We start from the raw sequence: 26,745 nt of genomic DNA, 5'->3' as shown, positions 1-26,745 counted from the left end.
GCTCTGCGACCTCTATTAATCAGGCTACATCATCGAGACGGCTATCGGGCATTAGTCAACCCCTTCAAGAAATAAAAATTTTTTGGGCTAGTTTGTTTCAAATCGCTCAAGATTCTAAGTTGTCATCTACAATGGAATTAGCGGAGACGAAAGTTTCCGTTCACTCCTCACACCACACTCCGTCCGGACAATGTTCGGGCGGTTTCTTATTGAAAATACTCGATCTCTACAAATTCCCTGTTACACTGTATGATCAAAGATTTCTTGGAATCTTTTTGCGTTCAAACGTACTACCATGTGAGGGACATCACTTGTCTAAACGTTATTTGTTCACCTCCGAATCGGTTACAGAGGGACATCCCGATAAAATTTGTGACCAGATTTCTGATACTATTCTCGATGCTCTGTTATCCCAAGATGACCACAGTCGTGTAGCGGCTGAAGTGGTTGTCAATACAGGGTTAGTCTTGATTACTGGTGAAATCACCTCGAAAGCACAGGTTCATTTCGTCGATTTAGTTCGCAAGAAAATCGCTGAAATCGGCTATATCAACGCAGATAACGGCTTTTCCTCGAATAGTTGCACCGTTTTAGTCGCTTTAGACGAACAATCTCCCGATATTTCCCAGGGTGTCACGGCTGCTCAGGAAAATCGCGAACTTCTCAGCAATGATGAACTCGATAAAATTGGTGCGGGAGACCAGGGTATTGTCTTCGGTTTCGCTTGCAATGAAACCCCCGAATTTATGCCCTTACCGATTAGTTTAGCCCACCGCATCGCTCGCCGTTTAGCGGCAGTCAGAAAAACGGGTGAACTGTCCTATCTGCGTCCCGACGGTAAAACGCAAGTATCGGTCATTTATGAAGATGGTCGTCCCGTGGGTATCGATACTATCCTTGTTTCTACCCAACACGATGCTACTATCGGCGATATCACCGATAATGATCTCGTCCAACAAAAGATTAAAAGTGATCTCTGGGAAGCGGTAGTACAACCGGTCTTCAGCGATTTAGAGATTAAACCCGATGCCAATACCCGTTATCTGGTTAATCCCACCGGAAAATTCGTCATTGGTGGACCCCAAGGCGACGCGGGATTAACGGGACGGAAAATTATCGTCGATACCTACGGTGGCTATTCTCGTCACGGTGGCGGCGCTTTCTCCGGTAAGGATCCTACCAAAGTCGATCGCTCCGCGGCCTATGCTTGCCGTTATGTGGCCAAAAACATCGTCGCTGCTGGTTTGGCCGATAAGTGCGAGATTCAAGTGGGTTATGCGATTGGGGTAGCTCGTCCGGTGAGTCTCTTCGTGGAAACCTTTGGCACTGGCAAAGTCGCTGATGATGTGATTCTGGACTTAATCAATAAATACTTTGAACTCCGTCCGGCCGGTATTATCCAAACCTTTAACCTGCGCGGTTTACCCAGTGAAAGAGGCGAGCGTTTTTACCAAGATGTGGCCGCTTATGGTCATTTTGGTCGCAATGATCTCGATTTACCCTGGGAACAAACCGATAAAGCCGCTATCCTCAAAGAAGCTTTGACTTCTGCGGTAGTATAGGGTTAAAAATTAACTGCAATTTTTGATTCAGGAATAGAGTTTCAGGCTCTATTCCTTTTTTATACTAAATCCGTTGAGTATAGGCTACATAGGGTTTGCGGCAAAAAGTTTTTCCTGGGGGCAGGGTGTAGGGTGTGGGGTGTGGGGTGTAGGGTTTTACCGATTTTGAGGGGGTCAATTACCTAATTTTCAGGGAAAAAGTCCAGGAATTTTTCCCCCGATCACTCCCAGATCCATTACTTTTTGATGGCCAAAAGGTCTAAAAGTTTTACCCAACAAGGTTTTTAGATTTATTCAGCAAACCCTACATATCAGGAGAGGCAATAGGCAATAGGAGCAATAGATAATCAGTTTTTAATAACCGGATTTGGTATAACTATTCTCAATTATCGGTCTAAACAGGATTTAGTCTGACAAGTCTCTGGTAAATGGCGATCGCTGAGAGACGAAAATCTTCTTAATGCTGGCAAAATTCTCCCTTGCAAGCGAGATGTCGCCAGCTATCTACGAATTAATTGCACCCAGCTACTGGGAACAGAAAAAGCTATATTTATAAGTAAATCGAATCTGTCTTTCTGTTTAAAGACCCATGGATAACAAAGTTCTCGACGTTCGCCATCTCACCGTTGAATTTTCTAATCAGAAAAGAACAACAGTCGCCGTTAATAACATTAGTTTTAGCTTGCAGAAAGGTCAAGTTCTCGGTTGTGTGGGGGAGTCGGGTTCAGGAAAATCCGTCACCTCCCTTGCACTCATGGGACTGGTTCCCTCTCCGGGAAAAATTACCGGGGGAGAAATTTGCTTTCGTCCGGCAAAAGGTCAGTCAATGCAAGCAGTAGATTTATTATCTATTCCCCCAGAAGAATTGCGTTATTATCGCGGGGGAGAAATGGCGATGATTTTCCAAGAACCAATGAGTTCTCTTAATCCAGTTTATAACATCGAGTTTCAACTCACCGAAGCAATTTTACTGCATCAAAAAGTCACCACTGAACAGGCAAAAAATCAAGCCATCTCTCTACTGCAAGAAGTGCGCTTATTACCCAGTGATGAACAGTTAGAGGAGAAGTATATAGAAACTTTTCCCTTAGAAAATAAGGGTCATGTCAGGGAAAAAATTAGAACTTATATTCAGGAACAAAAAGAAGCAATTCTCAAGCGTTATCCTCACGAATTATCGGGGGGACAATTACAAAGGGTAATGATTGCCATGGCGATTTCTTGTAATCCTACCCTATTAATTGCCGATGAACCAACCACCGCTTTAGATGTGACTGTCCAAGCAGAAATATTAAGATTATTACGAGATTTGTGTAAAAGCGATCGAGAAATGTCAATGGTTTTTATCTCCCACGATCTGGGAGTTATTAACGAAATTGCCGATCAAATTGTCGTGATGTATCAAGGAGAAATCGTCGAACAAGGAACGAAAGAAGAAGTATTAAATTATCCCCAACATCCCTACACAAAAGGTTTACTTGCCTGTCGTCCTCGCTTAAACTCTCGTCCAGAAAAATTGCCCACTGTCAGCGATTTTTTACGAGTGGAAAAAGACTCTCAAGGTAAGATTATTGAATTACAGGAAATTACTCCACCAGCAGTTAAATTTATTACTCTCCAAGAGGAAGAAAGCAGAATTGAAGGTTTACAACATCACGAGAATATTTTATCAGTAGAAAATTTATCGGTTAGATTTCCAGTTAAGGGAGTTTTCGGGCAAGTAAAGACCTTTTTTAATGCCGTAGATCAGATCAGTTTTGCCGTTAAACGGGGGGAAACTCTCGGTTTAGTCGGTGAGTCGGGCTGCGGAAAATCTACCTTAGCAAGGACAATTCTGCGCTTAATTCCTGCCACTTCTGGAGATATCTATTTCCGAGGAGAAAATCTCGCTAAATTAAACCCCAGCGATCCAAAATTAAGACTACTGAGACGGGAATTACAGATAGTTTTTCAGAATCCCTACAACTCCCTGAATCCCCGTTTATCCATCGGTAAAGCAATTTTAGAACCGATGGTTATTCATCATACCGGCGGCAATTACAAAAAGCAACGGCAACGAGTAGAATATTTATTAGAACGAGTTAAACTCGATCCTAATTGGTTTGATCGCTATCCCCATCAATTATCGGGAGGACAACGACAAAGGGTGTGTATTGCTCGCGCTTTAGCCTTAAATCCTCAGTTTATTATCTGTGATGAATCTGTCTCTGCTTTAGATGTTTCCGTGCAAGCGGGAGTCTTAAATTTACTCAAAGAATTACAGCAGGAATTTAATCTCACTTATATCTTTATTTCCCACGATTTAAGTGTCGTCAGATTTATGAGCGATCGGATTATGGTGATGAATAAAGGTAAAATTGAGGAAATGGGTACAGCTAACGAAATTATCAACTCTCCCCAAAGTGATTACACCCGTAAACTTATCGCTTCTATTCCCCAATTTACCCAAAGTCTTGCTAGTTAAGTAGCTGGTTATAATTGAATTAAAAATGGATTTTAGCTTCGATCCCCCCTTAGTCCCCCCTTAATAAGGGGGGTGCCGATCCCCCCTGCCCCCCTTGATAAGGGGGGTGTCTGACAACTTTTAACACCTACCTACTTAAAATTAGCCATCAAACCGAAAGGATTAGCTGCCTCTAATTGTGCCGATAAACCTAACAAAGTGATTTCATCAGCAGGTTTACCCACTAACTGAATTGCCACGGGTAAACCCTGACTATCAACCCCTGTGGGTAAAGCAATCGCGGGTAAACCACTCGCATTAGCAATCGGAGAAGGGGCAATCCAACTAATCATCTTATTAACCGCTTCTTCCGGTGGTAAATTTTCCCACTCAGCAATTCCGGGGGGTTGATGTAGAAAAATTGGCAAAAGTAAGACATCAAAATTATCAAACATCGCCACAATTTGCCGCGAAATAACGTGCATCTGCCGCACCGCTTGCAGGTATTCCCCCGCACTGCCAGAATTGTCCAATAACCATTGGTTAAGGGGACTTAATAACTCCCTGGGAATTGCCGCCGCTGCCGTCCCCGCTTGCCAAATACGGCGAAAAGGAGCGATTAAAGCCTGTAAATCGGGAGAATACTCCGTTAAGTGATGCCCCATACCCTCTAAAATTTTAGCCGTCTCGATCACAGCATTTTTATAGACGGCAGCCGCTTCGCCGAAAGGGGATATGGAAGTAGAAAAAGCGATTCTTAGGGGTTTTACGCCTCTCTGAGTGGCTTCTAGGAAAGAAAAGGGCGGATCGGGTAGCCAGTAGGGATCGCCCGTCGTATAGCCCGAAATCACGGTAAGCAGCGCCGCCCCATCTGCCACCGTCTTAGAAAGAGTGCCGTTAGTGGCGATACCGCTTTGAAATTCCCCCACCGGGGCATAGGAAACGCGCCCACGACTGGGTTTTATCCCCACCAAACCGCAACAACCCGCCGGAGTACGAATGGAACCGCCACCGTCGGAACCCTGGGCAATCGGGCAGAAACCCGCCGCTACCGCCGCCGCCGCACCGCCACTGGAACCTCCTGCGGTATAATCGCGGTTGAAGGGGTTACGAGTCGGCAAAAAACCCAGATTTTCGGTGTAGGGAAAGGAACCTAGCTGGGAAGTGGCAGTTTTGCCCAGAAGGATAAAACCCGCCATTTTTATTCTGGTGACGATTCCTTCGTCATATTGGGCAATATTTCCCTGTAAGGCGGCGATTCCGTAACTAACCGGCATTCCAGCGACGGCATTTAAGTCTTTAATGGCGGTGGGAACTCCAAAAAAAGGCGGTAATTCGGCAGTAGCGGCGATTTGACTTAATTGTTCCGTTTGGGCGCCCGCGGTGGCTAGGGCGCTTTCCCTGGCGACATGGACAAAACTACCAATTTGACAGTCAAATTTCTCAATTCTGTCGAGGTATAAATGGGTTAATTCTAGGGGGGAGATTTGTTTAGTGCGAATCAGTTGGGCTAATTCTAGGGCAGATTTTTGCAATAATTCATCACTCATGAGCGATCGAGTTAAAATAGGTAAGTGAAAATAATTATATTCGTTAGTGATGGAGATGGTTTTAAAGGAAAAAGGAAAAAGTAAAAAAAGGGACATTGCCGTAAAAATTTCCCTATCCCCTATCCCCCCTTGTCTTGGAAAATTATGACCCCACAGTTAATTGAAATTCTCTCGGCTGACGAAATTCGTCGCACTATTACCCGTTTGGCTTCCGAAGTTATCGAAAAAAGTGGCGATTTAAATAACTTGATTTTGATCGGTATCTACACGCGAGGAGTGCCTTTAGCTAATTTAATTGCTAGTCAAATTGAGAGCTTAGAAGGGGTAAAAGTTCCCGTGGGAGCGATCGATATTACCTTCTATCGCGACGATCTCGATCGCATTAAAACTCGCACTCCTGCTAAAACCAAAATGCCCCTAGATGTCACGGGAAAAACCGTGATTTTAGTCGATGATGTTATCTATAAAGGTCGCACGATCCGCGCCGCTTTCAATGCTATTATTGAGTATGGCAGACCGCAAAAAATCCGCTTATTAGTCCTCGTTGATCGTGGTCATCGGGAATTACCAATTCACCCAGATTTTACGGGCAAAAAACTCCCCACTGCAGCCGAGGAACAGGTAAAAGTTTATCTACAAGAGATTGACGGCAAAGATGGGGTGGAATTAATCAAATAAACAGAGGATTGGTAACTAATCCCCGGAGGAAAATAAACAGAATTGCCTCGATAAGTAGGTAGGCGTTAAAAATTATCAGACACCCCCCTTATCAAGGGTAGGGTTGATTCATGAATCAACCCTACCTTATCAAGGGGGGCAGGGGGGATCGAACCTAAAATCCATTTTTAATTTAATTATAACCAGCTACTTAATAGCTACAAAAATATCACTTCTTGAGTTTTTTTCCTGTTTAAAACACCGAACAAATTTAACCATCGAATCACCAGAGTCTGCTGAAGCTTTCACCCTCTATATATTTGCTAAATACAGAAATCATCTATTTTTAGGGCAAGGTAAAAGCAGCAATTACGGGATAATGATCGGAAGGAATAAGATTCAACCAACGAGAAGGATCGACTTTTGCCCAATCTAACTGCAAACGGCTATCATAATAAATTGTATCGATGGCTAAATAAGGGGTATCGGTGTAATTATTAAAGCTCATTTGTTCCGCTAATTCTAAATCGGCTAAAGCGTCCTTTAATTTAATTTCTGGCTGCAGAGGTTGAGTTAAAATCTGACGGGGTAATTGCTGAGAATTAACATTAAAATCACCTGTTAAAAACAGGTAATCTTTTGTTAAATCTAGTTGACAAAAACGCTCCTGTATGCACTTCGCACCTAAGTCCTTAGCTTGGTCGCTATAGTAATCGAGATGGGTGTTATAAAACTGTAAAGTTTGCCCCTCAAGAGTGCGAAATTTAGCCCCCGTTACCATGCGGGGATAAGGATTACCCCAAGCTTCAGTGATACTGCCAATAACATCGGGAGTTTCCGATAGCCAAAATTCGTAAATTTCTAAACATTTTAACCGACTTGGTTGATACAAAATCGCACAATGTTCATCTAATCCTGTTCTCCTGCGATCGCTGCCTAAACTTTGGTATTTTGGCAATAAACGGTGTAGATCCAATAGTTGATTAGCGCGAGCTTCCTGAGTACCAATTATATCGGGAGAATAGTGAGCAATTAAAGCCGCTACTGCTTCCCTTCTTACTCGCCAATTACCCTCATCTGGATCGGGTTTATCGTAGCGAATATTAAAGGACATTGCTGTTAGTTTCATAGGAAAATGGAGAATGAGGAAGGGAAGTAGGGAAGTGGGAATCGGTAGTGGGAAGTGGGAAGTGGGAAGTGGGAAGTGGGAAGTGGGAAGTGGGGAAGCTGTCTCATCACCCTATCACCCCAAAACCCTATCACCCTATCACCCTATCTCCTGAATACTGAATACTGACTCCTGACTGCTAACTCCTAATAATTAATTAGGGCTTGCTGAATAAATCTAAAAACCTTGTTGGGTAAGACTTTTAGACCTTTTGTCAATCAAAAAGTAATGGATATGGGAGTGATCGGGGGGAAATTTAGGCACTTTTTCCCTGAAAATTAGGTAATTGGCCACCTCAAAACTGGTAAAACCCCACACCCCACACCCCACACCCCACACCCTGCCCCCAGGAAAAACTTTTTCAGCAAACCCTAATTATCAGGATTTTTTGGCAATCGTCCAGAAGGGAAAAGTTTGACTGGGATTGATGATAACTCCCGTGATGCCATTGCGAGCAAAAGCGTATTCCTTGGTTTGCCAAAGGGGAATATAGGGAACTTCATCGGCGAGAATTTCTTGAATTTTGCCAAAGATTTGCTTTCTTTTGGCTGGGTTACTTTCCCGACGGGATTGTGCGATTAATTGATTCATTTCTTGACTATAAAAAAATGAGCCTTGGCTTTGCGATCCTCCTTCTTCGCAGCCAGTTTCTGGGGAACCTTTAGCACAATCTAAAAAGGGATAAATATAGTTATCTGCATCCAAAAAATCGGGATACCAATTAGATAGGGCAGTGGTATAAAGTCCCTGGCTAATATTACGGAAAAAGGCCGCTCCTAGGATACTATTGGGTTCAAATTGAATCCTATTATCTAAATCCCGTTTTGCTAGAGCTTTCATCACTGCCGCCACGCTGCTGGAAGTGATCGATCCCGAGGAGTGCCAAACTTCTACAATTGCGGGTTTTTCTTGACTATAACCAGCAGCTTTTAGTAATTGTTTAGCTTGCTCTATATTATGGTTGCCATAGCGCTCTTTAAACACCGGTTGTGACTCGGAAAAAGTAGTAGGAATGAGACTAAAAAGAGGGATGCCTTGACCTTGTAAAATGCGCTCATTAAGTAAATCTCGATCGACTAGAGAAGCAATGGCTTGTCGCACTAAAATATTATTGGTGGGTTCACTTTTGAGATTGAGGCTCATAAAGTTAATTGCTGCCCCAGAAGATTCGATGGCTTGCCATTTTTCCTGCGCCGCTTCTGTGCGTAATTTTCTCACTTGAGGAGGGAGTAAAGATTGATAGGCAATATCCACCGCACCCGTCTGAAAACCGTTGAATAAATTGGCAGGATTCGAGAGATAAATTTGAACATTAACCCCCTTATTTTTGGCCGGTTCTCCCCAATAGCGATCAAAGGCTTCTAAACTAAAAGAATCGCTGGTAACTGCTTTTAATCGATAATGTCCCGTGCCGATAAATTCTTCAGGTTTAAATTTACCCTCGCCAATTTGATAAAATTTGGGTGAAACTGCACAGGCTCCGGGGTAAGCTAAAAGAGCGGGAAAGGCGGCAAAAGGTCTGGTTAGTTTAATAGTAATTTCGTCTTCTTTGGTAGCAGTGATTTTATCAATTGTATCCCGGAGAAGAAAGGAAGGTTCACCACCATTTTTGATAAATCTTTCTAGGGAAAACTTCATCGCCTCTGCGTTAAAAACCGTGCCATCATGAAAAATAACTCCTCGACGTACTGGGATAGTATAGGTCAAACCATCGGGGCTAATTTGCGGTAATTCCGTGGCCAGGAGAGGCTTTAAATTAGTGGTTCCTTCCGCGTAGGTGTAGAGAGTTTCACCGAGATTATAAATAATAAAAAGTCCTGCTAACTCATAACTATCGGCAGGATCGATCGAGCGTGGTTTTAGGGTTGTCCCAATTATCAGGCGATCGCTATCTCGTTGTGGTAAATTGGAATTAGTGGACTGACAGCCCACGGTCAGAAGAAGACAGAGGCAAAATAAACTTAAATAGCGGTAAAGTTGGCGTAAAGGTCTCATCGATGGCGATTAACGGCAGCTAGGTATCAATCAATCCTATCATTTTTGAGGATAATCTTTTCCCTAGGTTCCCTTAAGGAACTAGGTTGATTGCTTAATTGGTTAGTAAAAATTCTTCAATAACTGGACTGATTACCCGGACAATTAAATTAAATTTTCCGGTCGAGAATGGCAAAAACTTGATCAATTTGGCCAAGAAGAAGAGCCAGGGACGAAAAAGTGTTAAATGGTTCAGGATAGCTGGAGCCATGGAGGTAGATAAACAGGGGAATGGGTCAGATTTTTCAACCTAGATCAGGTGACAGCAACTAATTAGAAACTCATCTTCCTTTATAAACCTCTTGCATAATTAATTTTTCAGAGTTCAAAAACGGCAGAAATAAGGATTAAATGGCATAAAGTCTATAAATAGACCATTTAACTGATTATTATTCATTCTTAATTCTCCTGACTCCTGACTACTGGCTACTGACTCCCAACCCTAACAACAATTTTTGATTTTTACAAGAGGTCTTATCAGCCATTTAGGTTAATCCCGTCCCTTCTAAACAAGCTCGATCGAAAATTGCCCCCGTGGTTGCTGCCGAGGCTAAACTAGCACAAAGAAGATTGGCATCAGTAAAATTTGTTCCGCGTAAAATCGCCCCGAAAAAAATTGCTTCCTCTAAATCAGTTGCCGACAGATCTGCCCCGGACAGATTAGCGCTAGTAAAATCCGCTTGGGTTAAAATCGCCCCGACAAAACTCACTCCCCGGCCATCGACACCGCGAAAATCCGCCCCGGACAAATCTAGATGATTAAAAACCGCCCCAGCTAAAAAAGCGCCGGCCAAACTTGCCCCAGTCACGATCGCATCGAGGAGAATTGCCCCGCGTAAATCGGCATTACGAAAATCTGCTCCCCTTAAATTTGCCCCGGTCAGGTCAGCACCGCGCAAATTTGCCCGTAAATTCGCCCCTGCTAGGTCGGCACCCGCTAAATCAGCCCCTGCCAAATTCATGCCCGCTAAATCTTTTATCTGACCCTGACGAATTGCTAATAAATCAATACTGGGAAAAGTCATGTTCAGCCACGGTTAAATACTGTAAAAATATCTTAGAATATTCGTAAACCTTTGTTAAGAAAACGCTCCATGTCCCTAGAGCTATTATCCCTAGAAAATATTGAAGAAATCGCCCACCAATACGGATACTGGGCAGTATTTATCGGCATCACCCTCGAAAATACCGGGATTCCCATCCCCGGGGAAACCATCACCATTGTGGGCGGCTTCCTTGCCGGTAGCGGTGATTTGAACTATTGGTTAGTTTTAGTCAGCGCAATTACAGGAGCAGTTTTAGGCGATAATTTTGGCTATTGGCTCGGTCGCGCCGGGGGTTGGCCGTTTTTGTTAAAAGTTGGCAAATTCTTTCGGATTCCACCTCAAAAACTAGAATTAGCCAAGGAACAATTTAGTAAAAATGCACCCCGGGCGGTCTTTTTCGGTCGCTTCGTCGCCCTGTTAAGAATCTTTGCAGGTCCCATGGCGGGAATTGCCCGAATGCCCTACGGTCGCTTTTTCCTCTGTAATCTCGGTGGAGCAACGGTGTGGGCGACGATTATGGTGACATTATCCTTCTTTTTAGGCCGTTTGTTCCCCTTGCACCAGTTAGTCAGTTCTATGGCTCGTTTTGGTATCTTGGCTTTAATTATCGTCCTGGCCTGGACAATTATCCACCCCATCCTTGAGTCACGGAAAACGGCGGTTTAAGTCCAGAAGAAAGCGGTTATCAGAAATAACCGCTTCTGGAATTTTCCAAGAATCTCTTTAACGTTCGCGGCGACCGAAATTTTTGCGCTCACCGCGGCCACCACCGCCAAAATTATCTTCTTTGGGACGAGCTTTGTTGACTTTCATCTGTCGTCCCATCCATTCGGCCCCGTCAAGAGTTTCGATCGCTTTTGCTTCTTCCTCATCGGAGGACATTTCCACAAAACCAAAACCGCGCATTTTACCCGTTTCCCGATCTACGGGCAAGTAAACGCGACTAACTGTGCCGTATTCAGCGAATACCTCTTTCAAGTCATCTGTCGTGACGTCATAAACCAGATTACCAACGTAAATCGTCATGGATTGTCTCCCAATATCACAGCCATTTCGAGAAGGAGATCGGACACAACCCAGTCAAGGCCATCAGGGAAAAACCGCTTCTGTTTGAAACCAATGCTGCTACCGAACCTAACTACTCTCTCTAAACTAGCATAGCTGATCAGTGATCGGTGATCAGTAGGAGTAGGGAGTATTAAGTGAGCAGTATTATAGCGTTTTTCAGTCTGCTGAGGTACAAAAGTTATGGGTTTTAGGCAAAAGGCAAGAGGCAGAAGGCAAAAGGGAAGAAAAATAGGTGTACCTCACTAGCTTAGGAAACCCTATATATGGCAGTTTTCTGCTTTCCTTTCACTAGAGTTCTTGCATAATTAATTTTTGAGAGGGCAAAAATCAGAAAAATAAGCATAAAATTGCATAAAATAACCAAATAGAGCATTTAATTGATTAATGCTCATTCTTAATTCTCCTGACTACTGACTACTGGCTCCTGACTCCTCACCTAAAGGAAGATTTTTGATTTTTGCAAGAGGTCTACTGATTACTGTTCACCGATAACTGATTAGGGTAGCCAAGGATATTGACTAAAATCGGGGGGACGTTTTTCGAGGAAAGCCTGTTTACCTTCGGCTCCTTCGGCGGTCATATAGTAGAGTAAAGTGGCATTGCCCGCTAACTCCTGTAAACCCGCTTGACCATCACAATCAGCATTAAAAGCCGATTTTAGGCAGCGAATCGCCAAGGGACTTTTTTCGAGAATTTCTAAGGACCATTTAATCCCTTCCTGCTCTAATTCCTCCACCGGGACGACATGGTTAACCAAACCCATTTCTAAAGCTTGTTGGGCGTTATACTGCCGACAGAGAAACCAAATCTCGCGAGCCTTTTTCTGACCGACCACCCGGGCCAGATAACTAGAGCCAAAACCGCCGTCAAAACTGCCCACTTTTGGACCGGTCTGGCCGAAAATGGCGTTATCCGCCGCTAAGGTTAAATCACAAACCAAGTGCAAAACATGACCGCCCCCGACCGCATAACCTGCCACCAGCGCGATAACTACCTTGGGGATGGAGCGAATTAATTTCTGTAAATCCAGCACATTGAGCCGGGGTACGCCATCATCGCCAATATAACCCGCCTGACCGCGCACCGTCTGATCGCCGCCGGAACAAAAAGCATATTTGCCGTCGCTGTGGGGACCTGCACCCGTGAGCAGTACCACCCCAATGCGCGCATCCTCGCGAGCATCACAGAAAGCGTCGTAAAGCTCAAAAACTGTCTTCGGACGGAAGGCATTACGCTTATGGGGGCGATTTATAGTGATTTTGGCGATTCCCCCCCATTTATGGTAAAGAATATCCTCGTAGGTTTTGACGGATTGCCATTCAACGGTCATAGTCTCGGTTATCGGCACAGCTTTTTTACCTTACCTCATTTTGTCCCCCACTTTGAAGCCTGGAGCGCCAGAATAAGGGAATGGATAGTTGACCGAAAAGGTTTAAAGCTGATTCCCTTCTTGATGTTTTCTGGGTATTTACTCAAAATATATTGATCCTATTTGTTAACTTTAAAGAGGTAAAAAATATGAAGACAAGTAATAAAACTAAGCCGGAATCATTAGAGTTTTATTTGGGGTGAAAATATCCAATAACAATTTATCCTGATGATGACGGGGGATATGTATCAGAAATTAAGGATCTTCCAGGATGTTTCACTCAGGGAGAAACCATAGAGGAAACCTTAATCAGTAAACAGTAATCAGTAATCAGTAATCAGTGAACTGATCGGTAACTGATCACTGAAAACTCATATCTGATAACTGATAACTGAATTAAAGCCATTCGATTTCTTTAGCTTTTTCGGGTAGTTTAGCCGTGGCTTGTCCTTGGCTGCGGGACTGAAACCCAATTAAATCGAGGGGAGTAGCCAATAAATCTACTAAATCTGCTTTACCAAACAGTAACTTGAGAGTATTTTTTGGTAGCTCTTTTAATAACCAACGACCGAGAGTAAAAAATAACTCTTGATTGGTTAAAGGTCGCATCAATTCGACACCATACAATTCGTGAAGATAGCGATTCGAGCGCCCGTAACGTTTTAATTGACTTCTTAAGTCTTGTAAGGTAGAACGATGACGATGGTAAATAATTGCCTCTGGTGCGTAGGTTAATTGCCAGTCGGTTTGTTGTTGAATACGCCAACAGATATCGGCATCACCACCGGTAGTTAAATAAGGACGAAATAAACCAACTTTTTGAAAAGCTTCTCGACGAATAGCGAGGTTAGCAGTTTGACCGTAGGGACAAAAAGAATGTTCTAAAAGAAATTTTGGTGACATAAAGTGACGACGTTCCGCATAATTTTCCAAGCAAGTGGAACCAGTTAAGGCAGCAATTTCACCCACTACCAGACCGATCCTAGTATCTTTAAAGGGTTGGATCAATTCTGTCAACCATTGCGGTGCGGGACGACAATCGGCATCGGTAAAGGCCAGAAAAGGATAACGAGCGCTTTTGATCCCTTTGTTGCGAGCAGCGTAGGAGCTTTGTATCTGATTTTCGCTTAAAATGATCAGTTTCAGTTCCCTGTGTTCTTGTGCTGCCTTTCCTAATAATTCTGCTGTGCGATCGCTACTATTATTATCAACTAAAATATATTCAACTAATTGACGGGGATAGGTCTGTTTGGCTAAACAATCAATGAGAGGGGGTAGATCTTTCTCTCCGTTATAAATTGGCACGATCACGGATACTTCGGGAAAGAACTGTAAGGTAGTTGACATCGTTGGAGTCCAATAAACGGGGGACGGTTGAACTATTCGCTACAATACTACTATAATCAATAGCAACAAAAAGCAAGTCTATCGTCAATTATTTTAGACCAACGATGAAAAGTTTCTTCCGAAAATTATTTTTCTATGTGGGTATTCTTTGGCTCTCACCCTTAATCATTGCTTTTCAGGTAGCTAACAATCGAGAACTTATCTTAGGTGATGTGCGGCGTTGGGTAGAGTTATTAGGCCGGGAAAAAAGAGCAGATTGGTTACAATTGTTAGCTCTGTGTCTGGAGGCAAAAGAATTTAGAAATTTATATTATTGTCGTCTTTTTCAAGGTGGTTCATTCAGCCGTTTTTTTATGTATATTCTTAGGTTTTTCTATCGAGAAAGTTCCTATTTATTTCTAGATTCTTCCTGTTCGATTGGCAAAGGATTATTTATTCAACACGGTTTTAGTACGATTGTTATGGCGGATTTGGGCGATAACTGTTGGATTAATCAACAGGTAACAATTGGCTATAAAGATAAAAGCGGTCGCCCCAAAATTGGCAATAATGTCAGGATTACCGCCGGCGCTAAAGTCTTAGGAAACATTACCATCGGCGATAATGTCACCGTGGGCGCAAATTCAGTGGTAGTCAAAGATGTTCCACCTAATTGTGTGGTGGTGGGTATTCCCGCTCGTATTATTAAACGGGACGGCGTTAAAGTAGATGAAAAATTATAAACGTTGACTTAAAATATATTCGGCAATTGCCAGATCTCCCGGAGTCGTAATTTTTAAGTTAGTTTCTTCACCGACGACAATTTTGACGGGAAAACCACATTTTTCTAATAAGGCGGCATCGTCGGTGACTTCCCAATCTAATTTTCGGCCTTGTTCATGACATTCTTTTAATAATTTTACCTGAAAACCCTGGGGCGTTTGGGCTGCCCACAACCGCGAGCGATCCGGTGTATCCTCAATCCAGCCCTTGCTATCGACAATTTTAATCGTATCTTTCACCGGAATCGCCGCAATGAAACCCTGACAAGTGGCTAAAGCGGCGGCACAGCGATCGAATAATTCGGGAGTGGCTAAACAGCGCGCCCCATCGTGAATTAAAACCGTCTCAGCCCCCTCTGGTAGGGCTTGTAAGCCATTGTAAACCGATTTTTGTCTGGTTTCGCCTCCTTGGATGATTTGCACGGGTTTAAGGGCATTTATAGGGGTGATAATTGCTCGGATCTCCTCAAAGTCTTCCGGTTGTGCCATGATGCCAATCCAGATAATTGCCCTCGATTCCATGGCAGCCAGCAAAGTCCAAGCCAGGAGCGGTTTTCCGTGCAGGGTGAGCAGTAACTTATTGCGATCGCTGCCCATCCGTTTACCCATTCCCGCTGCTGGAATTAACAAATACATATTTTTTTCAGGTAAAAAGTTAAAAAGATTCAGGAAAGAGAATTCAGTGGACAGGAGTGGGGAGGCACAATTATTTGTAGGATGGGTTAGCGGTAGCGTAACATGAGCGGGCGTTGGGTTTCATGCTTCAACCCAACCTACGTTCATCTTATATTTAATTCCACCCACCCACTTAAGTGATTTCAATTAAATTGAAGATAGATTTGGTCTTTGATCCCCCCTTAATCCCCCCTTGATAAGGGGGGTATCTGACAATTCTTAACACCCACCTACTTATTAGTCAACAGTAAAAACTATGCCTCTTAAGAGAATAAATCGAGGGGAAAGTGACCATAAGTACCGACTAATTGATCATTTTCTGACTGACAAGAAACCAGGACACCGCGATAGGTTCCCGTATAGGAATCGAGATAGGAAGCTTGTCTTTGGGTATTGTATTTAATATACACCGCTCCCTGTTCTGGGTGGTCTTCTGGGAGACTATTAGGTAGGGGGTATCCCAAGGCTTGTAGATAACTTTTCAGGGCTTTAAATCCCTCTTCATTGTTATCGGCACAGATACCTAAATTAATTGATTCCGAACCTTGGTTAACTAATAAAATTGCCTGTCTTAGAGCTTCTTCTTCTTCGGGGGATTGGGCAATTTTTAGTTTAATACATCCATATTCTTTTAGGAGTTTCAAGGCTTCTTCCATAGACATGAGCGGTTAGATAGGCGGGGCTAAAGATAAAAAATAAGCTGGTGCTGCTGTCCTTAACGACAAATTCCCAAGAAAAAAAGCCCTAAATCATTGAGATTTGGAGATAGGAAAATTTTGCATTGGTCTTAATCGTAAGCCTGGCAATCCCGATCATATCAGGTTGGGGACAGGAAAATTTATCGGGCTTGTTCGATCGCTCCGGGTTGTGCGGGCATTTCACACTAAATCCGGTTATTAAAGAATGATTATTTATTCCCCCTATTGCCCATTGCCTATTGCATGAGTGCCTGTCCTGATATGTAGCCTATGCTCAACGGATTTAGTATCACTCACTGCGTTTTGATAGCCAAAGTAAGCACCTATAATAATTCCAGCACCAAAACCGATCGCTAGGTAAGGCAAAATTATCCTGAGGGGAAAAGAGGAGTGTCTCCGATGAGATGGAAAAAATCCCTCACCAGTGGCCACAATATTCTCAGCAGCTTCAGTGAACTCCTCCGGTTTCTCTAGGGCTTTTTCTTCGGTTGTTTCAGAGTCTTCCAAAGCTTCTGGGGCATCTTCCGGGTCATTTTCGGCGATTTCTGCGGTTATTATCGGCAAAGAGTTTAATTTGGTGACAAGATTGACGATTAAATCATCTTGACTCAGGGTTATCGATTCTTGCCAAGCGGGGATATCGGATGCCTCGGTCATACCGTAAACGATCACTTGTTCTAATCCATCGATGCCCAAGCTTTTGATTTCTGCCGACAAAAAAGGTAATAACTTGTGTTGATTGGGTATATTTTTGGATTGAACTTTTAGAGTCAGGGCATTTTCTTGCGGGGTGGCTTCAACAACCTCTATTTTTCTGGTTAAGAGACTTTGGTTAAGTAGAGCAATAATAGCGGCTGGATACTGGAGTTTAGCGGCATGGATAAGTTGTGCCTGATTCATGACCTTGAGGGGCTAAGGAGGGTATATTATAATACTATAGTCATTTCAGATAAGTCTGATACACTCTAGACCGATGAAAACCTTATGAACTCTGGCATTTATATTCTCAATCTTAATTGAAATGACTATAAATCCTGTGGAAAAGGTATAGGAAAGTGGGTGAGTGCCGGAGCAGGGGGAAACAATCCATAACTGGGTTTTTAAAGTTGAATTGGGACTTAATCATGCTATTAAAAACCGATTTGGTATCGGTCTGTCCATCCCTGCCCCCGGTGCCACTTAAATTTCCGCCACGGCTCTTTCGATTAAACGACGAGCCAGGGTTTGAATACCGGTATGTTCATAGTAATTGGTGGTCATATCGAGGAATGCCCCAACATATACCAATTTATCGGCAGAAAAGTCGATAAATCCCTGAATTTTGCTCAATAATCCCTGCTGGCTCAAATCGCGCTCGCTGACAAAACCACTCATCCAACCTTTAGTCGAGTCGAAACTTTGACCGATAAAGTCTAATTTTCTGGCAGTATTTCCCCCCGGAATCAATTCTTTAATACTGCCGAAAGTGGAGTTAGATTCTAAGTCTTCTGGGTGGAGAATGCTGAGGGTGGATTCCACTTTGCGGATAAAACTGCCCCCCAGGGGAATTAAACCATCCAAACAAACTAACGCCGCCATCCGCATTAGGGATTCGCCGCTATAATCTCCCAGAGAAGTGACGAAATCCCCGATACTATCCCCCGGAATGCCATTGATTTGACAAAAAGCGACTAATTCGGTCACTAATTTCAAGGTTAGATCGATGGTTTGCGCTTTTTCGGGGGCAGGGGTTAATTTTTCGATTAAACCGCCCATGAGGGGAATTTTACCACCGACGGCATTAGCAAGAGAGGCGGCGGCTAGGGCATTATCGGCGCTGTCGATGGTTTGGTAGAGCCAGAGCGCCCGTTGATAGCCCTGGGATTTATCATTAAACAACCAAACGGCTCGATCGCCAATCTGTTGGATCATGCTTTCGTCGGTTTCGCCGGTGACTTTGATAATCGTATTTTTAAACCCGACTAGGTTATCCCACTGTCCCGGCACTACATAATCAAGGGTTTTGAGAACTTTGACGGTGAGATTATTCGTCGGTAATTCGTCCACCAGTTCAAAAATTGGCTTACTCACGGATGTCTCCTTACTTTAACTTTGCTAGACCATCTAAATCGAACTTAGCTAACCAAGCCTGGCGATCGCTGGCAGCAAAATCTGGCTCCCGCGATAAAACCTTGACTTGATAGCGATTATTGACTAAAACGGCGCTGGCGGTTGCACCCTGTTCCACAGAGGGAAAACCTTTAATTGTGGTTTGACTGTCTTGGAATTTATTGGCCGCGGTGGGATTATTGCTGATGTCAGATATGGCTAACATAGCCAGAACTTTGCCATCTTGCTTCAGTTTTGCCTCAGCAAAGCCTTTTTTCTCCTGGGTATAGACGCGCTCGTATCCTCCCCCAGAAGGCGGGAAAAACCGATTAAAACTGCCGCCAGAGGTGGATTCTTTCACCACTGCCGCCGCCCCGCGAGCGGTACTTTCTTGTTGCGCTTGGTCAAATTGTGAGGGAGCTTTAGCACAGGAAGTTACTAGCAAAAGTACCGCTAATACCCCTGCTATCAAGATTTTGCCAAATCGAAAGCTCATAGTTATCTTAATTAAAACTTACTAATGTTTGTTTGTAGTATATCTCTCGCTTATTGCTGATTATTGTTAAGTTTTTCTAGATTATCTCACACCAGACCGAAAAAAAACAGAAAATCAGCAAAATTCGAGTCAATAACGAAGGCAGGAGGCAGTCCCGATGAAAAAATTTTCACCCCCACAGATGAAAGAGGTTTCCTTCCCTACACCCCACACCCCACACCCTACACCCTGCCCCCAGGAAAACCTTTTTCGGCAAACCCCAGCTACAGTCCCGCAATTGCCCCTCGCGCCATAGATGCGATCGCTTGTTCCGTGGCCCGGGGTAGATGATAATATTTACCCCCAGCTTTTAGGGCTAATTCTTTGGCAAAACCAGTGGAGACGAATTTTTTCTCCGTATCGATAACCAGCAGTTTAATGCCTAAAGAGCGAATTTTAGCGGCAATATCGAGCAGTTCTGCCTTAATATCGGGTTTTTCACCCTCCGGAATCGGTTCGCCTAAAGATTTCGCCAAAGGAATATTACTTCTACCGTCGGTAATCGCCACAATCACCACTTGACCGATATCCCCCGATAAACGGGCATTCATCCCCACATGAACCGCTTGGGTTAAACCGTGGGCTAAAGGGGAACCGCCACCACAGGGCAGGGTTTCCAGACGTTTTTTCGCTAGGGTAATCGATTTGGTCGGTGGCAATAGTACATCTGCTCGCTCACCCCGGAAAGGAATCAGGGCAATCTGGTCGCGATTTTCGTAAGCTTCCGTTAACAGACGCATAACCGCACCTTTGGCCGACTGCATCCGATTCAGGGCCATGGAACCGGAGGCATCAACCACAAAGACAATTAAAGAACCGGCCTTGCGGGCCAGCCGTTTTGAGCGCAGATCCCCTTCTTCTATAATCACATGACGTTCGGGATTTCTTAAGCGACGGGCTTTTTGATAGGGGGCAGCCGCCCGGAGAGTGGCATCGACGGCGACTCTTTTCACCTTGCCCCGGGGTAACATCGGCTTAATATAACGTCCTCTATCTTCCGAGAAAATCAGGTTACGCGCCCCCGATTTCCCCTGACGCTGGGCCATCTGGGCAAAATACAGCACACTGGGATCCAGTAAAACCCCTTCCGGGTCGAAAACAAATTCTTCTGGCAGATTATCGGGCTGTTCCGGCTCTTTTTCTTCCTCTTTCTCCTCCTCTTTTTCTTCCTGTTCCTGCTGGTTTTCGTCTTGGGGCGGTTCCGGTGGTGGCGGTGGTGGCGGTGGCTGTTGTTCCTGTTCTGGGGGTGGCGGCGTAATCAGCGATCGAGGTACAATAACTAATTCGACGGCTCTTTTTAAGTCATCGGCACTGACTAAATCCCGACCTTCTAAAGCGGCGGCGGCCTTGGCTACTCTCACGGCAAAAATCTCGGCGCGATGACCTTCTACCCTACCGCGCACCGCTTCCTCCACTAGATAACTAATTTGTTCGGGTTTAATTTTTACCTCTTTTAACCATTCCCTCGCCAGAATAATTTCGGTTTTTAGATCATCGATTTCTTGGGCATATTGGGCGATAAAAGCGCTGGGAGAAACAGCATACTCGATCGCCTGATTGACGGCGGTTACTCGTTGGTCTAAACTAAGGACACCATCGGCGGAAAGGGCAATGGCAATTCTATCTAATAAATGGGTTCGTAAATCCCCTTCTTCTGGGTTATAAGTAGCGATCAGGATTGGTTTACAGGGATGTTGAAAACTGATGCCTTCCCGTTCGATTTGGTTACGTCCTTCGCTTAAAACTGTGAGTAATTGGTTAGCAATTTGGTCATCAAGTAGATTAATTTCATCGACGTAGAGAATTCCCCGATGGGCGCTGGCTAATAAACCGGGTTGAAAGACTGGTTCCCCCTGTTTCACCGATTCTTCCACATCGACGGAACCCAATAAACGATCCTCGGTGACTCCTAGGGGAATCTGCACGAAAGGGGCCCGGATAACTTCCGTGGCGACCTCTCCACTGCTATATTCTTCTTTAGTGCGATCGTCCCATTCGTCGGCATTATTGGGATCACAATTAAAGACATTACCTGCGATAATTTCGATCGGTGGCAGTAAGGAATGTATCGCTCGCGCCATGACTGATTTGGCGGTTCCCCGACGACCGGCAATTACCACACCCCCCAGGGCGGGATCCACGGCGGCTAAGAGTAGGGCTAATTTAATCGCTTCTTGGCCGACAACGGCAGTTAGGGGAAAATTGAGGGTCAGAGTGGGCATAGATCTAGATTCAGGCGGCCAAATTCTAGTGTAAAACAGAAGCTCCCGGGTCCGGCACTTTTCCCTTTTTGATTCCCGAACCCAGATTTTAGCTGCATCTCGATCGAGTTCTTTCTCCCCGAACCGATCGAGAAGTTACTGGGTTAACCACAGAAACCAAAAACCTACCTAAAGCTTTTTAAAGTTACTCATTTCTGTAGCTAGATAGCTAAAATAAGTAACTTGGCTCTTCTCGACTTTGTGTTATAACCCACATTCCGCACCCTAGTCGTTGAAATCAAAAGTTGCTCTAGCCCTTGTATAGTAAGACTTTTAGCGATTACTAAGAATTATGAAGTGTCACACTCTAGTCAGCGATCGCCAGCTTAATGAGAGTTGATCTCAATAATTTGGTATCAGAGCTATCAGATTTTTAGGGCTAATTGTGCATCTGCTGGGCAAACAAATTAGCCTGTAATTCAGAGCCGGCAATCGTTTTGACGATTTAGATAAAATTTTCAATGTGACACTTTAGGGTGCGGAATGTGGGTTATAATTTTTGCTTATAGAATCGTGAAATGCTTATCGGGCAACACTTTTAGGACTATTTTGTCGAAGAAACTATCAGTATAGACCTCGTTTCCACACAGAAACCAGAAGAGCCGTAACTTTTGCCACCGATAGATTTTAAGAAGGTTATCAGGTATAATGAAGATATGAAGCTAGTTGAACGTCATATTATCAGTCAAAACCATCCCTTATGGTCAGAAATAGACCATTATGCCTTTTTGTCAAAAAATTTGTTCAATCTAGCTAACTACCATTATCGCCAATATTTCTTTGAAAACTCCCAAAAACTGAGTTTTAATCAACTCTATCATCTGGTATCTAAAACCTCAGATTATTTAGCTTTACCCACGAAAGTGAGCAAGCAGATAATCAGAAGATTGGAGCAAGCTTGGGTTAGTTATTTTGCCGCTTTTAAAGCTTGGAAAAAACACCCTGAAAAATTTTTAGGAAAACCCAAAATTATTAAGTATAAGGACAAAACCAAAGGAAGGAACCTGCTGATATATTCTCAGGAATCAATTTATAAAAAACCTTTAAAAGAAGGAATTTGTCACTTGTCTATGAGCGACTTAAAGATTCCGACTTCCCGAAGAGAAATAATTGAGGTGAGAATTGTCCCCAAAAGTAGCTGTTATGTCATTGAAATAGTCTATGAAAGACGGTCGGAGACCACAGATAAACAAGAGATAGCTGGGGTAGATTTAGGAGTTAATAACTTAATGGCTGTAACTACAAATCAAACAGGTGTAGCACCTCTTTTGGTAAATGGCAGACCGTTAAAAGCAATTAACACCTTCTACAACAAACAACGTTCCCGCTTACAATCTCAACTGAAAACCAGAAATAATCAACCCTCATCTAAGAGATTGCTATTCCTAACCCATAAACGAAACTGTCGAGTAGAAAATTATCTACACACAGCCAGTAAAAGAGTAATAGATTGGTGTACTATTCATCAAATAGGGACGTTAATAATTGGGCATAATGAGCGGATGAAACAATCTCTTAATCTAGGAAAAAGGAATAATCAACAATTTGTCAATATTCCCCATAATAGATTAATAGAAATGTTAACCTATAAAGCTCAATTAAAAGGGATAAAAGTCATAATAACTGAAGAATCCTATACCTCACAATCCAGTGCTTTAGATAGGGATGAGTTACCTAAATATGGTGAAGAAAAACCATTATTTAAGGGAAAAAGGTTAGCTAGGGGACTTTATAAAATGGGAACAAATCAGTTGTTAAATGCCGATGTCAATGGGGCATTTAACATCATTAGAAAAGTAATTCCTGATGTCATTGACCAGGGAATAAAGGGTTTGCCGTTTAACCCTGTAGTGCTTGACCCACTTGTTAGTGAGCCAGTCGAACTACGAATGACTAAGCTTTCAGGCTTTTAAGTAAGTTTGAGTAAGTTTAGTTGAGCGGTTAATCTAGGATTAGCTCCTGATAACGGCTGTAGAGAGGACAAAAATATGATAGCGACAATAATCGATCGCCTTACGGAAACCAACCCGCAAATTATGCGAGAATGGCAAGGAAGATTAACCCCGAAAAATATCTCGATCGCCTCGATTATCTCCCTAGTTGGTCAATTATTAGTTTATTTATACTATCAAAATCTCTTGCCAGTAGCGGCGGGATTTAGTCGTTACTGTACCGCTAATCCCCCCAATAACAACGATTATTATCTCCATAGTGGGATTAAATACTGCATCCAAGACTTAAATGGTCAATGGATGATTATCTCCCGGTTATGGTGGTTAGATATCTTCACTTTTCTGAGTATTACCGGCATTTTCGCTCTTTTGGTGGTGGGAACCTATCAATTAATCGCCGATCTTTCCGGGGAAGAACGCCGGGGTACACTTAATTTTATCCGTCTGAGTCCCCAACCCGCCAGAACGATTTTTATCGGCAAAATTTTCGGGGTTCCCATTCTCCTCTATCTCGTCTGTCTTCTCGCTTTACCCTTTCACTTGGGAGCGGGTTTATTAGCAGGTATTCCCTTGTCGTTAATTTTAGCCTTCTACGCGGTTTTGATCGCTAGTTGTGCCTTTTTCTATCATGCCGCCCTTAGTTTCGCTTTAGCCACGCCATGGTTAGGGGGATTTCAACCCTGGTTAGGCAGTGCTACGGTCTTATTCTTTGTGTTTTATAGCAGTATTTTTACTTTATCGGGCCCTAACGGTCGTACCCCCTTTGATTGGTTAATTCTCTTTAATCCTAGTTTTGTCCTCCCCTATCTAGTTAAATCTACCTTTCTCCCCCCCGATGCGGTACGTTATCTAGGAATCTCACAAATCTTCGATCTGCGTTGGTACGGTCAATCTCTCTGGCAATCGGTTATAGTGGGTATTAGCTTAATTTTGCTCAATTTTGCCCTCTGTACCTACGGGTTAACCAGAATTCTCCAGCGTCGCTTCCATAATCCCCTCGCTACTCTTATTAGTAAACCCCAAAGTTACTGGATGATGGGCTGTTTTAGTGCTATTAGCCTAGGTTTTGTCTTCCAAACTCTGGAACCGAGCTATATTTTCGATAATTTTGTGATTCTTAGCGTTTTTGTGGCAATTTTTGGCTTGTTAATCCTTTTTGCCCTCACTCCCCCCCGTCAAACTCTCCAAGATTGGGCGCGCTATCGTCATCTGCAAGGAAAAAAGGGCATTAGTCTGGGGAAAGCTTTAATCTTTGGCGAAAAAAGTCCTTCTACCCTAGCCATGGCTGTTAACGTCGCTATTGCTATTTTATTCATCCTTCCCGCTATTTTTATCGCCCCTCTCGATCAATATAAACTAGCCACTGCAGCCGGGTTTCTCTTGGCAATGAACATGATTTTAGTCTATGCCGCTATCGCCCAATTATTGATGTTAGCCAGCACAAATAAACGCGCTTTGCTGGCAGCTACTAGCATCGGCATTTTGATTATTTTCCCCTTCCTCTGTTTTGCTGTCTTGAGAGTTAATCCCAGTCAATCTCCGCTTTTATGGTTTTTTACTTTTCTTCCCATTGCCGCTACTAAATACGCTACACTTCCCTCTTTCGCTTTAGCAATCTTCACTCAGTGGTTGGGTTTAACCCTCCTCGGATGGCAAATTAATCGGCAATTAAATCGCCTTGGTGCCTCGGCAACTAAAGCGTTAATCCCGGGCTGAAAAATGCCGACTCAAAGGGGAGATTAAATAATATCTCTGCCCACAATTCTCTCCCCTTGAGTGTCGGTTAAATTTTTTTCCCAAAAAGCTTGACAAAACCCCGCAACTTGACAGATAATTTCTTATAGAATGGGAATCCGTGCCAGCCTGCGACCCCCCTCTTTTCAGGTCAAATAAAGCCCAAAAAAATTAACCCCAAAAAGTAGGGGGAGTTAATTTCAGTTCCGGTGCTGATTAGGAGCATCTTTCAATTTGACAACGCCTATTGTAGGGCTAATTCATGAATTAGCCCTACACCTAGTGATTTCAGTTCCGGTGCTGATTAGGAGCATCTTTCAATTTGACAACGCCACATTTTTACCCCACCACCGATAAACTATCAACAATTAGCGAGGGAGTATAACAGGAGCCATTCCATTGATTATCGGCCCCCAGAGCGATTAAATTCTGCAAAGCTGTATAAACATTTCCCGTCACCATTGTATCTTTAACTCGTCCGGTGATTTTGCCCTTTTCTATGCGATAACCCAGATCGATATTGACAGAAAAATCGCCCGAAATATCCGCCCCATGACCTAAAATTTGGTCGATAACTAGGCCTTCGTCTATTTGCGAGATTAAATCCTCTAAAGTTCCCTCTCCCGGTGCAACGATTAAATTAACCAAATCTGGCAGAGGATAAACGCCTAAACTAGGACGAAAACCGTTTCCCGTCGGAGGAGTTTTTAATAATCTTGCCGTGGTAAGATCGCTATAGAATTCCTTAACTCTACCTCCCTCAATTAAAGATAAAAATTTAGTGGGAGTTCCCTCATCATCAAAGGGACAACTATAGGGTTCTCGCTGGGGTTGTTGGGATAAAGTCAACTTTTCTGACATCACCAATTGACCGATTTTATCACTCCAGGGCGAAGACTTTTCTAAGATCTGTTTCCCATTTAAAGCCATCGCCACCGTACCCCATAACAGGGTAACTGCATTAGCGGTCAATAAAATTGGTAATTTCCCCGTGGGACTATCCACATTATTGGCTGCCCATTGTAGTCGCTGCAATAACTGTTTAATTACCGTTTCGGGATGAGGAGTACTGCGAGTATATTCTCCATCATAAACCGCTAGAAAATCCTCCCCCCGTACCCATTCAATCCCCAGATAATAACTCAAAGCTGTATCGGTATATTGACAATATAAACCCTGAGAATTAACTAAACGGGTGATTTCCCGTTCACATTCCCATTCACCACTACAAATAACCTCAGGATAAACTTGGCGAATATGGCCAATCATTTGATTACCCATCTCGATTAAAGATTCTACCGCCACATCTTGCCCAATCGGGTCATAAATTGCCTGTCGTGGTGCCGAAAATTCGATTTCTTCTGGGGCATTGAGATAGGATAAATTTAACGCCGTTTCTACTAAAATTTCCGGTTCCACATCACCATAACCCACCGCTAACCCCGGACAACCCTCGCGCCATAATCTCAAGGCAGTTCCCACGGATTCGGAACTTTCTAACTGTTTGAGACGATTAGCCTCAAAAAAAACGGGATGGGAAAGGGAGGAAGATTGATAAACTTCGGCTGCCACCGCTCCCGATTTGAGAGCTAGTTCGATGAGTTGTTGCGGATCGATCGTCATGGTGATAGTTTTTGAGATAATAGCTATCTGATTATCTCAGGCCCCGGCACTTCGGCGCAAACGCTGCTAATAAGACTGCGGCGAGTTAAAAAATTTTTGCTTATTCATCAATATTTTTGAGCAAAGATGATCAAGTTGGCAATGAAGTTATCATAGAATCGATCGAGAGTCAAA

Annotated in this window: 22 protein-coding genes and 1 pseudogene; 9 read left to right on the top strand and 14 right to left on the bottom strand. The window is 43.5% G+C overall.

Annotated features, from left to right (window positions below; translation table 11 throughout):
• Positions 1–311 precede the first annotated feature (311 nt).
• Both metK and MAE_RS19935 read left to right on the top strand, forming a co-directional pair.
• The gene (gene metK / locus MAE_RS19940) at positions 312–1,562 is read left to right on the top strand and encodes a methionine adenosyltransferase (protein WP_012267167.1); all 1,251 of its coding nucleotides are present in this window, start codon (positions 312–314) and stop codon (positions 1,560–1,562) included.
• Positions 1,563–2,151: 589 nt separating this feature from the next.
• Entirely contained in the window at positions 2,152–4,026 is a 1,875-nt protein-coding gene (locus MAE_RS19935; RefSeq protein ID WP_012267166.1) for an ABC transporter ATP-binding protein, read from the top strand.
• 131 nt (positions 4,027–4,157) lie between these two features.
• Here the strand turns inward: MAE_RS19935 and MAE_RS19930 are convergent, their stop codons facing one another.
• Complete coding sequence (locus MAE_RS19930; protein WP_012267165.1) at positions 4,158–5,555, bottom strand: amidase; 1,398 nt, start codon at positions 5,553–5,555, stop codon at positions 4,158–4,160.
• Between the two features lie 144 nt (positions 5,556–5,699).
• Between MAE_RS19930 and pyrR the strand changes: the two genes are divergently transcribed.
• The gene (gene pyrR / locus MAE_RS19925; protein ID WP_004162618.1) at positions 5,700–6,233 is read left to right on the top strand and encodes a bifunctional pyr operon transcriptional regulator/uracil phosphoribosyltransferase PyrR; all 534 of its coding nucleotides are present in this window, start codon (positions 5,700–5,702) and stop codon (positions 6,231–6,233) included.
• Positions 6,234–6,558: 325 nt separating this feature from the next.
• On the opposite strand, the gene MAE_RS19920 is transcribed toward pyrR, so the two are convergent.
• The gene (locus tag MAE_RS19920) at positions 6,559–7,341 is read right to left on the bottom strand and encodes an endonuclease/exonuclease/phosphatase family protein (RefSeq protein ID WP_012267164.1); all 783 of its coding nucleotides are present in this window, start codon (positions 7,339–7,341) and stop codon (positions 6,559–6,561) included.
• 13 nt (positions 7,342–7,354) lie between these two features.
• Between MAE_RS19920 and MAE_RS33520 the strand changes: the two genes are divergently transcribed.
• On the top strand, positions 7,355–7,495 hold the full coding sequence (locus MAE_RS33520; RefSeq protein ID WP_158303546.1) for a hypothetical protein: 141 nt from the start codon (positions 7,355–7,357) through the stop codon (positions 7,493–7,495).
• A 263-nt stretch (positions 7,496–7,758) separates the two neighbouring features.
• Here the strand turns inward: MAE_RS33520 and MAE_RS19915 are convergent, their stop codons facing one another.
• Both MAE_RS19915 and MAE_RS19910 read right to left on the bottom strand, forming a co-directional pair.
• Positions 7,759–9,375, bottom strand: a complete 1,617-nt coding sequence (locus MAE_RS19915) for an ABC transporter substrate-binding protein (protein ID WP_012267163.1) — start codon at positions 9,373–9,375, stop codon at positions 7,759–7,761.
• A 524-nt stretch (positions 9,376–9,899) separates the two neighbouring features.
• Positions 9,900–10,439, bottom strand: coding sequence for a pentapeptide repeat-containing protein (locus MAE_RS19910; protein ID WP_012267161.1), 540 nt, complete (start codon positions 10,437–10,439; stop codon positions 9,900–9,902).
• Between the two features lie 69 nt (positions 10,440–10,508).
• Here MAE_RS19910 and MAE_RS19905 point away from each other — a divergent pair, with 69 nt between their 5' ends.
• Entirely contained in the window at positions 10,509–11,126 is a 618-nt protein-coding gene (locus MAE_RS19905; protein ID WP_004162626.1) for a DedA family protein, read from the top strand.
• Positions 11,127–11,183: 57 nt separating this feature from the next.
• On the opposite strand, the gene MAE_RS19900 is transcribed toward MAE_RS19905, so the two are convergent.
• Positions 11,184–11,486: an RNA recognition motif domain-containing protein gene (locus MAE_RS19900; RefSeq protein ID WP_002759510.1), complete on the bottom strand. Its 303-nt coding sequence runs from the start codon at positions 11,484–11,486 to the stop codon at positions 11,184–11,186.
• 538 nt (positions 11,487–12,024) lie between these two features.
• Entirely contained in the window at positions 12,025–12,858 is an 834-nt protein-coding gene (gene menB / locus MAE_RS19895; RefSeq protein ID WP_012267160.1) for a 1,4-dihydroxy-2-naphthoyl-CoA synthase, read from the bottom strand.
• Between the two features lie 188 nt (positions 12,859–13,046).
• Here menB and MAE_RS36170 point away from each other — a divergent pair.
• A pseudogene (locus MAE_RS36170) lies at positions 13,047–13,220 on the top strand (type II toxin-antitoxin system HicB family antitoxin).
• Positions 13,221–13,293: 73 nt separating this feature from the next.
• On the opposite strand, the gene MAE_RS19890 reads toward MAE_RS36170, so the two are convergent.
• Positions 13,294–14,244, bottom strand: coding sequence for a glycosyltransferase (locus MAE_RS19890; protein ID WP_012267159.1), 951 nt, complete (start codon positions 14,242–14,244; stop codon positions 13,294–13,296).
• Positions 14,245–14,348: 104 nt separating this feature from the next.
• Between MAE_RS19890 and MAE_RS19885 the strand changes: the two genes are divergently transcribed.
• Complete coding sequence (locus tag MAE_RS19885; RefSeq protein WP_012267158.1) at positions 14,349–14,966, top strand: serine O-acetyltransferase; 618 nt, start codon at positions 14,349–14,351, stop codon at positions 14,964–14,966.
• On the opposite strand, the gene ispD is transcribed toward MAE_RS19885, so the two are convergent.
• The 6 genes from ispD to bchD all read right to left on the bottom strand — a co-directional run bounded on the left by ispD (position 14,961) and on the right by bchD (position 21,223).
• Positions 14,961–15,641 carry a 2-C-methyl-D-erythritol 4-phosphate cytidylyltransferase gene (ispD, locus tag MAE_RS19880; RefSeq protein WP_012267157.1) on the bottom strand — a complete coding sequence of 227 codons (681 nt, stop codon included), beginning with the start codon at positions 15,639–15,641 and terminating at the stop codon, positions 14,961–14,963. The genes MAE_RS19885 and ispD overlap by 6 nt on opposite strands.
• 302 nt (positions 15,642–15,943) lie before the next feature.
• Positions 15,944–16,342 (bottom strand): DUF1824 family protein, encoded by a 399-nt coding sequence (locus tag MAE_RS19875; RefSeq protein WP_012267156.1) that lies wholly within the window; start codon positions 16,340–16,342, stop codon positions 15,944–15,946.
• 258 nt (positions 16,343–16,600) lie between these two features.
• Complete coding sequence (locus MAE_RS19870) at positions 16,601–17,278, bottom strand: hypothetical protein (RefSeq protein WP_012267155.1); 678 nt, start codon at positions 17,276–17,278, stop codon at positions 16,601–16,603.
• A 279-nt stretch (positions 17,279–17,557) separates the two neighbouring features.
• Positions 17,558–18,448: a hypothetical protein gene (locus tag MAE_RS19865; RefSeq protein ID WP_012267154.1), complete on the bottom strand. Its 891-nt coding sequence runs from the start codon at positions 18,446–18,448 to the stop codon at positions 17,558–17,560.
• Between the two features lie 10 nt (positions 18,449–18,458).
• Positions 18,459–18,962, bottom strand: a complete 504-nt coding sequence (locus tag MAE_RS19860) for a hypothetical protein (protein WP_012267153.1) — start codon at positions 18,960–18,962, stop codon at positions 18,459–18,461.
• 263 nt (positions 18,963–19,225) lie between these two features.
• Entirely contained in the window at positions 19,226–21,223 is a 1,998-nt protein-coding gene (gene bchD / locus MAE_RS19855) for a magnesium chelatase ATPase subunit D (protein WP_012267152.1), read from the bottom strand.
• Between the two features lie 695 nt (positions 21,224–21,918).
• Here bchD and MAE_RS19850 point away from each other — a divergent pair.
• Both MAE_RS19850 and MAE_RS19845 read left to right on the top strand, forming a co-directional pair.
• Positions 21,919–23,175 carry an RNA-guided endonuclease InsQ/TnpB family protein gene (locus tag MAE_RS19850; RefSeq protein WP_012267151.1) on the top strand — a complete coding sequence of 419 codons (1,257 nt, stop codon included), beginning with the start codon at positions 21,919–21,921 and terminating at the stop codon, positions 23,173–23,175.
• A gap of 75 nt (positions 23,176–23,250) precedes the next feature.
• Positions 23,251–24,930 (top strand): hypothetical protein, encoded by a 1,680-nt coding sequence (locus MAE_RS19845; protein ID WP_012267150.1) that lies wholly within the window; start codon positions 23,251–23,253, stop codon positions 24,928–24,930.
• 357 nt (positions 24,931–25,287) lie between these two features.
• Here the strand turns inward: MAE_RS19845 and MAE_RS19840 are convergent, their stop codons facing one another.
• Entirely contained in the window at positions 25,288–26,571 is a 1,284-nt protein-coding gene (locus tag MAE_RS19840) for a TldD/PmbA family protein (protein WP_012267149.1), read from the bottom strand.
• Positions 26,572–26,745: the final 174 nt, after the last annotated feature.

Source organism: Microcystis aeruginosa NIES-843 (assembly GCF_000010625.1).
Classification (GTDB): Bacteria; Cyanobacteriota; Cyanobacteriia; order Cyanobacteriales; family Microcystaceae; genus Microcystis; species Microcystis aeruginosa.
The sequence above is the reverse complement of the archived record's forward strand: the minus strand, read 5'-3'. Positions and strand labels throughout refer to the sequence as shown.

Excerpts from the sequence above, each read along its gene's own strand:
- MAE_RS19845 (WP_012267150.1), top strand. The coding sequence starts at position 23,251 with ATGATAGCGACAATAATCGATCGCCTTACGGAAACCAACCCGCAAATT.
- MAE_RS19870 (WP_012267155.1), bottom strand. The coding sequence starts at position 17,278 with ATGAATCAGGCACAACTTATCCATGCCGCTAAACTCCAGTATCCAGCC.
- ispD (WP_012267157.1), bottom strand. The coding sequence starts at position 15,641 with ATGTATTTGTTAATTCCAGCAGCGGGAATGGGTAAACGGATGGGCAGC.
- MAE_RS19885 (WP_012267158.1), top strand. The coding sequence starts at position 14,349 with ATGAAAAGTTTCTTCCGAAAATTATTTTTCTATGTGGGTATTCTTTGG.
- MAE_RS19840 (WP_012267149.1), bottom strand. The coding sequence starts at position 26,571 with ATGACGATCGATCCGCAACAACTCATCGAACTAGCTCTCAAATCGGGA.
- MAE_RS19900 (WP_002759510.1), bottom strand. The coding sequence starts at position 11,486 with ATGACGATTTACGTTGGTAATCTGGTTTATGACGTCACGACAGATGAC.
- MAE_RS19850 (WP_012267151.1), top strand. The coding sequence starts at position 21,919 with ATGAAGCTAGTTGAACGTCATATTATCAGTCAAAACCATCCCTTATGG.
- MAE_RS19860 (WP_012267153.1), bottom strand. The coding sequence starts at position 18,962 with ATGAGCTTTCGATTTGGCAAAATCTTGATAGCAGGGGTATTAGCGGTA.
- MAE_RS19920 (WP_012267164.1), bottom strand. The coding sequence starts at position 7,341 with ATGAAACTAACAGCAATGTCCTTTAATATTCGCTACGATAAACCCGAT.
- menB (WP_012267160.1), bottom strand. The coding sequence starts at position 12,858 with ATGACCGTTGAATGGCAATCCGTCAAAACCTACGAGGATATTCTTTAC.
- MAE_RS19890 (WP_012267159.1), bottom strand. The coding sequence starts at position 14,244 with ATGTCAACTACCTTACAGTTCTTTCCCGAAGTATCCGTGATCGTGCCA.
- MAE_RS19935 (WP_012267166.1), top strand. The coding sequence starts at position 2,152 with ATGGATAACAAAGTTCTCGACGTTCGCCATCTCACCGTTGAATTTTCT.
- MAE_RS19905 (WP_004162626.1), top strand. The coding sequence starts at position 10,509 with ATGTCCCTAGAGCTATTATCCCTAGAAAATATTGAAGAAATCGCCCAC.
- MAE_RS19875 (WP_012267156.1), bottom strand. The coding sequence starts at position 16,342 with ATGTCTATGGAAGAAGCCTTGAAACTCCTAAAAGAATATGGATGTATT.
- MAE_RS33520 (WP_158303546.1), top strand. The coding sequence starts at position 7,355 with ATGAGGAAGGGAAGTAGGGAAGTGGGAATCGGTAGTGGGAAGTGGGAA.
- MAE_RS19910 (WP_012267161.1), bottom strand. The coding sequence starts at position 10,439 with ATGACTTTTCCCAGTATTGATTTATTAGCAATTCGTCAGGGTCAGATA.
- MAE_RS19930 (WP_012267165.1), bottom strand. The coding sequence starts at position 5,555 with ATGAGTGATGAATTATTGCAAAAATCTGCCCTAGAATTAGCCCAACTG.
- pyrR (WP_004162618.1), top strand. The coding sequence starts at position 5,700 with ATGACCCCACAGTTAATTGAAATTCTCTCGGCTGACGAAATTCGTCGC.
- MAE_RS19915 (WP_012267163.1), bottom strand. The coding sequence starts at position 9,375 with ATGAGACCTTTACGCCAACTTTACCGCTATTTAAGTTTATTTTGCCTC.
- bchD (WP_012267152.1), bottom strand. The coding sequence starts at position 21,223 with ATGCCCACTCTGACCCTCAATTTTCCCCTAACTGCCGTTGTCGGCCAA.